Annotated in this window: 3 protein-coding genes; all 3 read left to right on the forward strand. The window is 59.6% G+C overall.

What is annotated here, in order from left to right:
- Positions 1-49: 49 nt before the first annotated feature.
- The 3 genes from ACIY1O_RS06620 (at position 50) to ACIY1O_RS06630 (ending at position 15,320) form a co-directional block, all read left to right on the forward strand.
- Entirely contained in the window at positions 50-12,742 is a 12,693-nt protein-coding gene (locus tag ACIY1O_RS06620; RefSeq protein WP_397474298.1) for a cadherin-like domain-containing protein, read from the forward strand.
- 89 nt (positions 12,743-12,831) lie between these two features.
- Positions 12,832-14,442: a TolC family protein gene (locus ACIY1O_RS06625; RefSeq protein ID WP_397474299.1), complete on the forward strand. Its 1,611-nt coding sequence runs from the start codon at positions 12,832-12,834 to the stop codon at positions 14,440-14,442.
- On the forward strand, positions 14,439-15,320 hold the full coding sequence (locus ACIY1O_RS06630) for an efflux RND transporter periplasmic adaptor subunit (RefSeq protein WP_397474300.1): 882 nt from the start codon (positions 14,439-14,441) through the stop codon (positions 15,318-15,320). The genes ACIY1O_RS06625 and ACIY1O_RS06630 overlap by 4 nt, the downstream gene beginning before the upstream one ends.
- Positions 15,321-15,338 lie beyond the last annotated feature (18 nt).

Consider the following 15,338-nt stretch of genomic DNA (forward strand, 5'->3'; position numbering starts at 1 on the left):
CTCTTTCCCTATCTGTGTAGTCCACCATTTTTTCCCGTAGGTACCCGATATGACCAAGCTCGCCGGCTCGCGTCCTTCCCCCCGCTCGTCCGAAGCCAAAAAGGCCTTTGCCCCGCGCAACAGCCGCCTGGCGCTCGAAACCCGCATTCTATTCGACGGCGCCGCCGCCGTGGCGGGGGCGGACGCGTTTGACGGCGATACGGGCGACGTGCCCGAGTACGTGCCGCAGAGCCAGGATGATCAGCAGGATGCGGTGGTGCAAAGCTTGTTTGGGGCGATGTCGGTGGGGGTGATGTCTGCCGGCGACGTGTCAGTGAGCGTTGACGGTAGCGCTGATGAACTGAGCGTGGCCGAGCCCATCTCGCAGGTTGACGGTACAGTAAATATAGACACAGTTAACGTAGACGGCTGGAAACTGAGCGGTGAAGGCACTGTGACTGTAACCGTTTCCCTGGACAATGAAGCAGCCGGTTCGCTGAAAGCGGGTGAGTCGATTGCAACGGAATACACAGGCACGGCAGCGGAGGTCGAGCAATGGCTGAACAGCCTTGTTTTTACTCCTGCTGATGTGGAGCTTGGTAATGACGCCTTGACGGTAGTTGTTACGGCAACGCTCAATGGCGATAGTGATGCGACTGCAACGCGTACCATTACCATCACGCCCAGCAACGACCCGGCAACCTTAGCTGACGCTACAGTTACCGTTACCGAAGGTGACACGTATGAATTTTCCGCTACAGACATCGAGCCCGTCGACCCGGAAGTCGTCATCGGAACCCAAGACAGCAGCCAACTGATCTACAGCTTGCAGACAGGCCCGACGCACGGCTATCTGACCCTAAATAACGTGCGCTTGGGCGAAGGCTCCATCTTTACGCAAGAGGATATTGAACAAGGCAAGTTGCGCTATGTTCATACTGCCGGCGGCACCGATCAACAAAACGCCCAGGACAGCTTCACTTTGCGCATCAATGACGGCGCTACGCCTATTGGTGAGTCCGACACTGCCGTTATTACGTTGGACATAGACCCGGTCAATCAGCCGCCAAGCATCGGCGGCTCCGGGGTTGTATATGAAGGCCAGCCCCGCAATGCCCAAGGCACAGGCAATGTAGGCCAATACATTATCGGCAGCACGGGCGGAGACCCGGGCGACGACTTGGAAAACTCTGTTGTTCGAATCACGTCGTTGCCAGGCGGGGGCAAGTTGTATTTTACGGGTACCTTCACCAATGACGAGGGCGTCTCCCAGACCGTAGTAGAAAAGGAGATTACCGCGGCCGATATTACAGCCGGCTTCACTTTCCTATACTCGGAAAAAGACGGCTTAAGCTACGAGCGAACAGGCGGCATCATCGGCGATGAAGGTGCGACCAGCGACAGCTTCGGTGTTAGCATCACCGACCAGGGCGGCGGCACCGACACTCATGTAACCCAAAGCGGCATAGTCGATCTAACAGTATTGCCAATTGACGATGACCCCATCCTGGATCCGGCGGCCACCCTAGAGGCTGCTGTTCCCGATGCAGCGAATGAAGCGGGCCACGCCGTTGTACTGACGCCTGAAATGATAGGCGCGAGCGATGTCGATACCAATAATCGAAACATCCGTTTCATCGTCGATTACGACAGTACCGTCCTCAGTCATGGCCATCTTCAGCTTTGGATAGCGGAGGAGGGCGGCACTGAGAACGGCGGCACTTGGTACAACCTGCCCGCCGGCGAGTCGGTGTCCATGTACGAGATCGATAAAGGACGCGTTCGCTACGTACAAACCACGAATGCGAGCGAGGGTGATGTCGACACCTTTAGATTCAAGGTTGTGGACAGCACCAATGCCATGCGTTGGGATACCGATGGTTCAATCTATGAACGCATCGGCGGCATATATGACTATCCCGCTGATAAAAACTCGCCGCTGAAAGACCACGATTTCACCATCAAGCTGACGAACCACATGCCGAGCAATGATGGTCGCAATTGGGACGGTCTGGTTCGCAACCCACAAAACGAAGATAGTACGCACGCAGGGCACAAGCCCGGCGACAGCAGCGGTAACGGCGAGTTGGTAGAGGGTGGTTTCGTGATCTTGGGGGGAACGGATCACGAAGGTGATGATCCTTATCTGTCCTATGAAGCCAAGGGCGTTGAGCCTGAGGACGTCGTCTATACGTTTGGCGGGTTTTCCAATGAGGGCGGCAGTTCCAGCCAGGCCGGCGAACTGCAAATAAAGATCGGCGAGGACAACTGGCGCACGCTGAACCATTACGACTCCTTTACCCAGGCCGACCTCAACGACGGCAAGATCCGCTTCAAGCACGATGGCGACAGCGAGAAGTTCGCCAGCACGGCCTTGTTCACGGTGTCGGCGGGCGTCATGGTGCGTGCGGGCGATACTTGGGAACAAAGCACCTGGAACCCCGAGTTCATCTTTTACATCACGCCTACCAACGACCTGCCGGTCGTCACCGGTTCAGATGGCCTGGTCATTAAAGAAGGCGAAACAGTCTACATTACCGACCAATGGCTGGGGGTTTCCGACCCGGACGACGCCGCCAGCAACAGTGAGTTGTGGGGGTCAGAAGGCGGAGACGGTTCTACCGGCACGGTTCTGGATAAGGACGAAGTGCTGCGCGACGGCGTCGACAACTTTGCCGTCGACCACGACGACGATAACCCTCTATTGATCGAAATTACTGGCCTTACCGGCACCGGCGCCTGGGAATATTGGGACGCAGATGCCAATGACGGCGAAGGGGCGTGGGTTGAACTACAGGTCGGCGACACGCTCGATTCCAACTTGCTTAAAACCGCCAGCGACGGCGGCGCTTCGGGCCTGCGTTTTGTGCATAATGGTTCAGAAGACCGCAGTGCATCGATTACTGTCAAAGCCATAGATCGTTGGAATGGCGAATCCGAAGAAGAGGCAACGGTCAATATCCAGATTACCAACGTCAACGACGGGCCGCTTATTGCGCAGACTCCTGATTTGGACGACCCCTATGCGCCGGATGTGTACAACGGTTCGGACAGCAATATTGGGCTCAATCAGTCCGCGAATAATCCTGTCACTGTCCACGAAGGCCAGAAGGTAGCTATCACTAAGGCCGAATTGCAGGCTATCGACAGCGACAGCACCAGCCGGCAGGTTCAATACAAGATCACCCAGGCGACCAAATACGGCGACATCTTGCTGAGCGGCAAGAAGTTGGGTGTTGGCTCTTCGTTCACGCAAGCGGATGTGGACGCCGGCCTCGTAACTTATGTCCACCGGGGACGCGATGTAGCAGAGACCAGCGAATCGTATAACGACCATTTCAAGTTCACCCTATCCGACGGCGATCAAGAGCAGACGGGCAACGAGTTCTGGATCCGTGTCACTCCCGCTAACGATCCACCCACCGTGGCCGTGCCCAGCGTTCCCCAAAAAACCGGAGACGATGGCGTCAATAAAATTGTGGGCGTCAGCGTCGGCGATACCGATTGGACGATAGCCGGGGGCGCGACGCAACTCGATCGTGGCGAAGAAAACTTCATCCAGGTGACGGTGCGCCTCATAGACGATAGCGGTGAAACCCCTGTTGTCGTACCGGGAAGTGAATTCGTCTATGACTTCACTACACCTGGTTCTGTCGACGGTAACTGGGGCTTCAAGAATAACGTCGATGAGAACGGCTTGCTCGTGCTGCAAGGCACCCGCGAGCAGGTCAACGCCGCCCTGGCGGGCCTGACGGTGGCGTTTAATACTGACAAAAATGCCATCTATACGCTTGAGGTTATCGCCGACGACCGCTTGCGCGATAGCGATGGCGATTTGACCGCCGGCGCCAACGGTGGCGGGGTGAACCAGGGTACCGCGCCCGGAGACGATCCCGTCGATATTCTTGATACAGAGTACGACTGGTCTTCGGCGACCACGACAGTAGCGGGGCTGGAGGCTGCGAGCCGGGGCAACATCGTTTCCAGAACCGTCGAACTGTGGTCATCCCGAACCAACGATGCGCCGGAACTGGAAGCCCCCGCCGCGGCATCGGTATATGAAGACGTGCGCACGCGCATAGAGTTTGACCCCGATGGTGAAGACTCGTTCAAGGTGTACGACAAAGAGTCGGAAGCCTTCGATACTGAAGTGCAGCTATTCATCCAGGCGGGTGTTGGCCAAGGTGCGCTGCACATTGGGGAGTCGGGTTCAACCCTTAACTTCAGCATCACGCCGATTGACAGTAGTTCGGATGATTCCGATTACGTACCGCGTTCCGTCTCCGTGCAAGGTAACGGCTCAGGCTTGTTGATATTGACCGGGCGAGCGTCCGATATCCAGGCTTTGTTGAACGATAGCCACAAAGCGAATGGGATGTTCACCGGCGGCCTGTTTTATACCTCGCCCGCCGACGCCAACCACGACATGAATGAAGGGGCCAATGGCGACGTAACGCTTACATTCACCCTGACCGATGCGGCGCCTGAGGGTGAGGACAATGGTTCGGATCTCGGTATTCCCCCAGCCGGAGGCAACGCGTCCATTACGCATGAACTTGCCGTAACCATCATCCCCGTCAACGACGCGCCGACAGTCGATGCCGGCCCGGATGGTTCAGAGCAGGACAGCCTGATCAGGGTTGCCGGCAGCGGCGCCGTTCCCATTGATGGCATCGTCATCGGCGACGTGGATGGCGACAATGATTACGTCACGGAGGCCGGCCTCGAAGAAAATGAAGAAGACGGCACCATCCAGGTCATTGTGCGTTTGCTGGACGTTGCCAGAGACGAGAGCGGAGCGCCCATTGTCGTGGACGGAAAATACGTTCCGGCCGATGCCTGGAGCTTGGATAGATATGCGGAACTCGGCGTTGAGTTTTTATCGCTGAACGAGGCGACTTCCGGCGCGGAAGCGCTTAGGCCCGGAGCAGGAGCGAACGGCGTTTCGACCGGTGCGTCGGCTTATGATCCCGATGTAGCCCATTCCGCGCTGATCCTGCGCGGCACCCTGGCAGAAATCAACGCCTACCTGGCCGGCTTGCAAGTTGCTTTCACCGAGGCTGAAAACGCCAACGTCGACCAGCACCTGCTGCTGGAAATCATAGTCGATGATCGTATACGCGACACCGACGGTTCCTTGAAGCGCGTAACGGTCGGCGAAGATAATAATATTGTTCAGGCCAACGGAGGAACGCAGAACCAGCCCAATGGCGACGATCTGGGAGCGATTCCCGATACAGACAATTTCCAGGTCTATAGTGTGGTGGCCGGAGAAGATACAACGCCGGGCACTGCCGTGTCCGGGGACGAAGGCTACAACGTCTTCAACGTCGTCAGCGACACCCGCGAACTGTTCGTATCGTCCATCAACGACCCGGCCTTCATCAGGGGAGACATCGAACAAGCAGCGGAAAACGATCAGGGCACGGTTACCCTTACGGGCCTGACCATAACGGATTCCGACGCCTTGCCCAACGACAAGCTGACAATTACGGTTAGCCTGCCCCAGGACGGAGACTTTACGATACATAGCGTCGGTGGTACCGGCGGTGACCTTGCCGATGGCTTTGTCGCAAATGAAAGCAAGACGGTAACGCTAACGGGCACCCTGGCCGAAATCAACAGCCGCCTCAATCAGATTGTGATCAATCTGCCGGATGATACTGATGGTCTGCCCGCCGAACATTGGCATGGCAGCTTCAAGGTCGTTATCGAAGTCAACGATAACGGCAACCAGGGCACAAGGCCCGCAGAGGATGCTTTCGAGGATTATGAATATCCCGATGATATCGAGGAAGGTCAAGACGTCGGAGACTTTGGTTTCGCCTACCCAGACGATCCCGAAAACCCCATCAACAACGCACTGATCACCACGCGCGAGCTGACCTTCATCGTCAACCCGGTCAACGACAAGCCCGTCCTTGTCAACCCTGACACCGAGGGCGCGGCCGACGCCGATGTGGAAATGTCCGTGAAAGAGGATATGGACACCGCCGCCAACAATGGCGAAACGGTAGCCAACCTATTCGGGGATCGCTTTTCCGATGCCAATGACGACTTGATAGAGGTGGATAACGACGACCCAACAGACGATGAAGCGGCCAGCGAGCCGGACACCTTCTGGGGCGTCATCGTCGTGGGTGACGAGTCCATAGAAGGTCAGGGTACATGGGAATACAAACTGCCTGACGGAGATTGGACGGTTATTAATCTTGGCGCTAACGGCGCACTTGTCCTGGCCGCCGACGCCAGCATACGCTTTAACCCCAAACCCGACTTCCACGGCGACCCGGGCAAGCTGACTGTTCGCCTCATCGAAACCAACGACAATGACGACGACACGACTACGGATCCCGATTTAGTTGTGTCGGGTAAATTCATCGACGACCAGGGCAGCATTGACTTCGACGATACCAGCCGTTTCAGCGATCCGCTCGATCTGGTTATCGAAGTTGAGAACGTCAATGATGCGCCTTCGTTGACCGGCGAGGCGACGCTTGCCGACGCCGAAGAGGACGTTGAGCACAGCGCCGCCATGACAGCCGGGCAGATTGCCGGCCAACTGACCTATAGCGATGCGACGGACGATGTCAGTCTCGACGCAGAAGAAGGCGGGGTGGCAGGTGGCGAGGATGCCTCGACAGACCTTACAGCCATCGCCATTGTCGGTAATGCCGCTGACCCTGCCAATGAGGGCACATGGTATTACACGCTGAATGGTGCTGACTGGATCGCGGTGCCGGTCGATGTGGGGAACGGCAATGCCATCGTGCTTGATGTAAGTGACAGTGACCATCAAATTCGTTTTGTTCCGGTTGAAAATTACAACGGTACTCCGGGCGGGTTGACCGTGCGCGGCGCCGATGAAACCTGGAATGAGCAGGTCGGGGTGCAAGACATCAGCAGCGTCTTGGGCGACACTCACCCCTGGTCCGCTGATAGCGGCACGGTTGGTATTGTGATCACGCCAGTCAACGACAGGCCCACTCTGAGCTCATCCAATCAAGATGCAGAAGACGGCGGCCGCATTAATATCACCGTCATAGAAAAAGACGATCTAACTGAAGACGAACCAGCGTTTGAGCCCGTGGCGCTACTTGCGGGCGTTACGGTAGGTGATCCCGACTTGGGTACTGGCGACATCGCGGCCGATATCTTTGGCGCGGGTTCGATTACCGTCGCTTTTGAGCATTGGATCACCGGCGATGAAATCGTTTTTGATCCTGACAATGCTGCTTACGCGGCGGCCGTTGAGCGCGTTGAATATGATTCTGCTAGTGGAGAGCTGGTCATTACGCTGACCGAGGCGGCAACCCGGGAGCAAGTCGAGAAAATCCTCGAGGCCATTACCTTTACCCATAACAGCGATGACCCGACCAATATACTTTCGGGTACGCCAAGAACAACGGTGAATTTCACTGTAGAGCTTGACGACGGCGACAACGAACAAGCAGGCGGCAACTCGGGCGGCCCCGACCCTCTGAAGGCTGAAATCACAGGCAGCATTACGATTACTGCGGTCAACGATGCGCCGGACGCAGTGGACGATGAGCATGAAATGCTCAATACCCATGCCGAAGTTAAAGGCAACGTGATCGCGGGCAATCGTCTGCAGCCGGATAGCTCTGCTTCAGATGCAGGCTACGGCAATCAGGGTAAAGACGGCGACGTCGATAACGTGGACAGCGATCTAGAGGTCACGGGCATTCAACGTGCCGATGCGGACGGAAACCCTACAGGAGCCAAGATTGATTTCGGCACAGAAGACTCGGTCGAGATCGAAGGTGTGTACGGCACGCTGACCATCTTCAAAGACGGTAGCTATGCCTATGTGCTGGATGCCGACAAGCCCGAGGTCTATGGCCTGGACGATGGCGCATCGCTGGTGGAAAGGTTTGAGTACACCTTAAGCGACGGCGTCGAGGGGGCGGCCGAAGGCACGGATACGGCGTTGCTGGTTATTACCATCACAGGCGATACGCCAGTCTTGACCATTGTGCCCAGGGATGACAACGGTGCTGATGATCCTGGTAATGCAGCCAGCACCGGCCACGCAACGGTTTACGAGTCGGGCCTGGGCACGGTTGATGCCACCGGCAGCGAAGCGGCAACCGATAAGGAGTTCCATGAAAACGGAGAAATCAAGGTCAACATATCGACCGGCCTGAAGACCCTGGAGATAGGCAGCGGTGAGGATGCCAAGACGTTTACCCTAGCCGAATTGCAAGGGGCAACGCCGGCCAGCCCGCTTGTGGTCGATACCGCGTATGGCGTTCTGCGGATAACAAATGTTGATTTCGATAAGGGCGACGACACTGCTCCGCAGGAAATCACCCTGACCTATACCTACGAGCTGACAAAGACGGGTAATAACGCCCCGGAGGGGCTCGATGAGGGCCTGGGCGACAACATCACGCTGCGTGCCGTTGACGTCAACGACAAGGGCACGAGTGGCATCTTGAGGGTCTACATCGTTGATGATGCGCCCACGGCTGTAGCCGATACCAATGCAATTGCGGAGGACGGGGCGTCGGTAGGCGGCAATGTGATGACCGGCGGTTCGACTGGTGATGCCGAAGACACCGAAGGAGCAGATGGCGCTACATTGACCGGAGTCATGAAGGGTGGGCTGCCGACTGGCCAAGAGCACGTTTCCGATACGGTTTTGACTTCGCCGATTGTGGGCGATTACGGTTCGCTGACCATTGGTGCTGATGGGGCGTATACCTACACTTTGGATAACACCAATCTTGCGGTTCAGGGCCTGAGTGAGGGCCAGACGCTGACGGAGATTTTCACTTACACGATCACGGATGGCGATGGTGACCAGTCGACGACGACGTTGACGATCACGATTACCGGCACGGACGACGATGTGACGGTGACGGTGCCGGAAGATCATGACGCTACGACGCCGGACGGCAACGTGACCGATCACGTGGTGTTCGAGAGCGCTCTGCCGGGTGGTACGACGGCAGGCTCCCCTGATAGTGCTGACGATCTGCGGGTTGAGTCCAGCTTTACGGTTGAGGCCTTGGACGGTCTGGATGATACGGCGGCGATTCAGATCACCTACGTGACGGGCCTTGACGGTGCTGGCGACCCGATCACGGCTACGGAAACCATCAGCCGGACGGTGTTGGAAGGGCTGACCGAGACCTCGTCGGTGGCGATCACGACTCAGTACGGCGAGTTGGTGCTGCATAGCTACGAGCAGAAGCCATCGGGCGATCCCGATTACGGCCTGATCACGATTGGCTATACGTACACTCTGACGACGGCGCCCGAGGTTGGCGGTGTGGACACGATGGATACGTTCACGATCGTGGCGCAAGATAAGGATGCCGATTCTGGCAAAGACAGTGATACGAAGACGCTGAACATCAAGATCGTTGACGACGCGCCCATAGCGCGGGCTGACGAGAATGAGATTGCCGAAGGCGCGGCGTCGGTTGGCGGCAACGTGATGATTGGCACGCCCGATGGCGGCGACGGGGACACGAAGGGTGCGGACGGCGCCGAGGTGACGGGCTTCCAGTTCGGTACGCTGACCGCACCGGCGGAGCATGTGGCTGTTGGTGGCGTGGATACGGACATTGCTGGCTCGTACGGTGGGATCACCATCGATAAGGACGGCAATTACACCTATACGCTGGATAACACCAATCTTGCGGTGCAGGGCCTGAGTGCGGGCGAGACGCTGACGGAGACTTTCACTTACACGATCACGGATGGCGATGGTGACCAGTCGACGACGACGTTGACGATCACGATTACCGGCACGGACGACGATGTGACGGTGACGGTGCCGGAAGATCATGACGCTACGACGCCGGACGGCAACGTGACCGATCACGTGGTGTTCGAGAGCGCTCTGCCGGGTGGTACGACGGCAGGCTCCCCTGATAGTGCTGACGATCTGCGGGTTGAGTCCAGCTTTACGATTGTGGCCCTGGATGGCGTTGACCCGACTGAGGCGGTGGCGATTGTTTATACGGACAAGGATGGCAATTCGGCGACTCGCACGTTGACGCAGCTAGAGTTGGAAGGCTTGTCTACGACGTCGGTGATGTTGACGACGCAGTACGGTACGCTGGTGCTGAATGGTTTTAGCCAGAACACGGATCCGTCGAGCCCGGCCAACGGCACGATTACGGTGGGCTACACGTATACATTGACGACGGCGCCTGATGTTGACGGTGATGACACGTCTGATGCGTTCACGATCGTGGCGCAAGATAAGGATGCCGCTCCTGGCAAAGATAGTGATACGAAGACGCTGAACATCAAGATCGTCGACGACGCGCCCAAGGCCCGTAACGACGACGCAGAGATTCATCGTGGCGTCACTCCTCCTCCTCCTGATGGAGGCATCGTTAACCAAGCCACTGGCAATGTCTACACTAATGACACGATCGGTGCGGATGGCGCTTCGGCCTCCGGTCCGGTAACAGGCGTTGCGCCGCGTGAGCCGGGCGCTGCCCTGGACGATGTGGTGGTGCCGGGCAGCATTGACTCGAACGTCACTGGCAAGTTCGGTACGCTGGTTCTGGACGCCAACGGTGATTACACTTACGTCCTCAACGTCACCAATACGACAGTGGCCGACCTGCTCGGCGGCGAGTCCATAGTCGATACCTTCCACTACACCATCACCGACGCCGATGGCGACACGCATACCGCCGAGCTGAAAATCACCATCTGGGGCAACACGCCTCCCGGCGCGCAGCCTGACATTCGCGTCACGCCTGAAGACACCCCCGTTTCCGGTAACGTCATCACCGGCGAAGGCGACGGCGACCAAGCCGATGGCGATGGAGACCTCGACGACGTCACCCTGACCAAGATCGAAGTAGACACCAACGGCGACGGCACGCCCGAAACCTATACGGTTCCCACCGACCCCGCCACGCCCCTCGAAGTCACCATCGAAGGCAAAGGCAAGCTCACCATAGGCTCTGACGGCTCCTACACTTTCGTGCCGGTGCCCGACTGGCATGGCGAGGTGCCCGACATCACCTACACCATCCACGACGGCGTAGACCGCGAAGACACCGCGGTGCTGAAAATCACCGTCACGCCGGTGGTGGACATCACCCCCGACACCGACACAACCATCGCCGGCTACCCAGTAACCACGCCGGTACTCGGCAACGACACCTTCGAGGGTGAAAACCCCGTGGTTACGGTAGAGGGCGGCGACGGGCCGGCCAACGGCACGGTCACCGTCAACCCCGACGGCAGCATCACTTACATGCCGAACGACAAGTTCGTGGGCACGGACACCTACACCTACACGGTCACCAGCGGCGGCGTGACAGAGACCACGACGGTGACGATCCACGTCACCAACGTGCCGCCGGTTCCGCAGGCGGACGTGAAGACGGTGCCTGAAGACACGCCGGCCACGGGCAATGTGCTAACGAATGACGGCACGCCCGGTGGTGGCGGCATGCTGGATGGCGACAAGCATCCGTTCGAGCTGACGGAGTTCACGGTGGAGGGTAAAACCTACAAGCCGGGTGAAACGGCCGATATTCCCGGTGTGGGTACCATCACCATCGACAAGGACGGCAACTACCGCTTTGTGCCGGTGCCCGACTGGAACGGTAAGGTGCCCACCATCGGCTATACCGTCAGCGACGGCTATCCCGGCGGTGAGGCGAAGTCCACGCTGGACATCACTGTGACGCCGGTGGTGGACGCCATACCCGACCACACCAAGACCGAGTCCAGCACGCCGGTAACCATCGACCCGCTGGAGAACGACAAGTTCAGCAACCCCGACGCCAAGATCACGGAAGTGACTCAAGGCAAGTTCGGCAAGGTGGAAATCACGCCGGATGGCAAGATCATCTACACGCCGGATTCGGGCATGTCGGGTACGGATACGTTTACCTACACCGTTACCAGCGGCGGGGTCACCGAGACCACCACGGTTACGGTCGAGGTCATGCCCGACAATCCGGGCGAGGTGGCGCCGGGCTTCCCAAGCAGTTGGACGCCGGCGCCTGATGTGCGCGACCCGATTCGCAACAGTGTCGTGGGCGAGCCCAGTGTGTTCTTCTATGGCGACGTCTTCAACAAGCTGCCGCGCATGGATGTGCCTTTCCACCCCATCGTGTACGTGAACCGCGAGGTGCAGTTGGCGCAGCAGATACGCGCATGGAGCGACTTGCGCCAGGGCGGCGGCAATACCGATTACGTGGAGCTGGCCTTGCTTGAGGCGCGCCTGGTCAGCCAGCGCGTCGCCATGCAGCACATTCTTTATGTGCAGGAGGCGGTGGGCGAATCGGTGTGGCAGTCGCGCTACTTCTCGGCCCAGGTGGAGGGGCATCCAACGCGCACCCACCTTACCGGCGATGGCCGCTTGCCCACGCCGGGGCTGTATGCGCCGGTGATGCCGTCGCTGCCGTCCTCGGTGCGCGAGGCCATGCGCCAGGCGCAAGAAGAGGCCAACCCGTCGGCGCAGGACCAGCCCGATGGCGATCCGGGTCAAGCGGCCCGGGGGCAGACTGAAGGTGAATCCGATCAGGCGATTGCCGAGTCGGCGGCCTTATCGAGCATGCCCAGCACCGGCGCCGCTGCGAACGACATCGTATTTGAGGCGGCACCCGATGGTGCGGCACCCGATGGCGAGGCGTTCGACGACGATGCACAATCCATGCCGGTTGGCGCGCCGTCGTTCACCGCACAGTTGCAAAGCGGCAGCGGCCATCTGCCCAGCGCCTTGCGCGCCCCGATCGATGGGGGCACCGTATGACCCTTTTGTTGAAAAGCTCCAGGCCGTCTGCCCAGGCAGGCCGGCTGCAACCCTTACACAACATCAAGAAAGTGAAAAGAGAGAAGCCCATGTCCGTGACGAAAATCGCCAAAAACTCGCCCGTGCGCCTATTGGCACTGTCCTGCCTGACGCTGGCCTTGGTGGGCTGCGGCGCTATTCAGCCCAAGCCGTTTACCGACGACGAGATCAAAGAGCGAGTCGAGCAGGACCGCGTGCAGATGTATGCCGACCAAGAGCCCATTACGGCGCCCATCGATTTTCACGGGGCGGCGGCGCGCGCGCTGAAGTACAACCTGGACTACAAGCTCAAGCTGATGGAGCACGCCCTGGCGAGCAACCTGCACGACGTGTCCACCCACGAGATGCTGCCGCAACTGGTGGCCAGCGCGGGCTACGTCAACCGCAACAACGATTCGGGCGGCCGCTCCATCGGCATCGAGGACCGCGTTGAAACCCTGCGCCCCTCCACCTCGCAAGAGCGCAGCCGCCGCCTGGCCGATTTGTCGCTTTCGTGGAATATCCTGGATTTCGGCGTGTCGTATTATCGCGCGCAGCAAAAAGCCGATCAGGTCCTTATGGCCGAAGAGCGCCGCCGCAAGGTGGTGCAGAACGTGCTGCAGGACGTGCGCAACAGCTACTGGCGCGCCTTGGGTGCGCAAAAGCTGCTGGGCCGTGTAGATGGCCTGCTCGAGCGTGTGAACGAGGCGCTGGTGCGCGCCAAGGAAATCGAGCGCGACGGCCTGATGCCGCGCCAGGAAGTGCTGGCTTACCAGCGGGCTTTGCTTGATGCCGTCAGCCTGCTTACCCTGCGCCGCCAAGATCTGGAACTGTCGCGCGCCGAACTAAGCGCGCTGATGTCCATCGCACCGGGCACGCCCTACACGCTGGCCGACGAGGCCGAGGAAGCCTTGCCGCCCGTGCCCACCAACCTGCAGGCGCTGGAAACCCTGGCGCTGCAACGCCGCCCCGAGATCATGGAAGAGTGGTATCGCAAGCGGGTTACCGAGAATGACATCAAGGCGGCCAAGCTGATGGTGTTCCCCAACCTGAATTTCGACGCCGGCCTGCACTACGATTCGAACAAGTACAACTACAACGCCAACTGGGCCGACTTCGGTGTGCGCTTGTCGTGGAATATTCTGCGCCTGGCGCAATTCCCGGCCTTGCAGCGCGCCCACGATTTCCAGAACCAGACCGACGACATGCGCCGCATGGCCCTGTCGATGGCGGTGCTGACCCAGGTGCGCGTTGGCGTGCAGCGCTACGGCTTGTCGCTGGCCGAGCTTGAGTTCGCCCAGGAAAGCGCCCGCGTCGACCAGCAACTGCTGCATTACGCCGAGGCTTCCAGCCAAAGCCGCTATCAATCCGAGCTGGAGGTGATCCGCGCCGAGGCTCGCGCGCTGCTGGCCGAATACCAGCGCTACGCGTCGTACTCCAACGCCCAGGCCGCCTGGGGCCGGCTGTACAACTCGGTGGGCCTGGATGTCCTGCCCGAGGTGATCGAGGGTCACGACGTAGAGACTTTGGCGCGTTCCATCGCTGACACCACCCGCCAATGGCGGGCCGAGGTGATGGGCGCTGAGTCTGTGGCGGCCCTGCCGGCTGATGAACCCGCCGACGACTCCGCTCCCGCCCTGCCGGTGAAGGCCGTCGTCAGCATGCGGGAAGCAGCGCAATGACGAACGCGGTAGTGGTCTGGGGCGATAAGCCGGCGCGTCGTGCTCGCCGGCCCCTGGCCTGGCTGCAAGCCGCTGCCCTGGGCGGCGGCTTGTTACTGGCCGCGGCGGCCCACGCGCAAAGCCCCGCTCAAAGCGATTTGCCGCCGGTGCCGGCTTTGCCGAACGCCGCCTTGGCCGGTGAGCCCGCCCCGGCGCCTTCCCGGGTAGAGGAAGACCCGAACGCGATCCGGGTGCTTTTGAGCCCCGAACTGGAAACCACGCTGGCCGCGCAGGTGGTTGGGCGCATTGCCGAGCTGCAGGCCGGTTTGGGAGCACGGGTCAAAGAGGGCGACCTGTTGCTGCGGTTCGATTGTGACGAAACCGAGGCCCGCCTGAAAATGGCGCAGGCCGAATCGGCCGCCGCGCGCGAAACATTGGGCGTCAAGCAGCGCCTGCGCAAGCTGGATGCGGCCGGCGAAACCGAAGTTACCCTGGCTCGCATCGACGTGCAGCGAAGCGCCGCGGCCATCGGCGTTGCCGAGGCGCAACTGGCGCATTGCAAGATCGAGGCGCCGTTCGACGGCCGCATCGTCAAGGTGCACGTCAAGCGGCATCAGGGCGTCAACGTGGGCGCGCCATTGCTTGAGCTGGTCAGCGAAGGGCCGCTCAAGCTGCGCATGAACGTGCCCTCGCGCCTGCTGCGCAGCGTGAAGGTGGGGTCGCCCATCGAGGTCGACATCATGGAAACCGGCCGCAGCTATCTTGCCGAAGTGTCGGCCATCAACGCGCGGGTCGATGCCGTGGCGCAGACCATTGAACTGGAAGCCATCCTGGCCGACGTGCCGCCCGAGCTTCTGCCCGGCATGAGCGGCGTGGCCCGCTTCATAGAGCAGCCTTGAGGGGCCGGGCCGTGTCCA

Source organism: Pusillimonas sp., from assembly GCF_044464525.1.
Taxonomy (GTDB): Bacteria; Pseudomonadota; Gammaproteobacteria; order Burkholderiales; family Burkholderiaceae_B; genus Pusillimonas.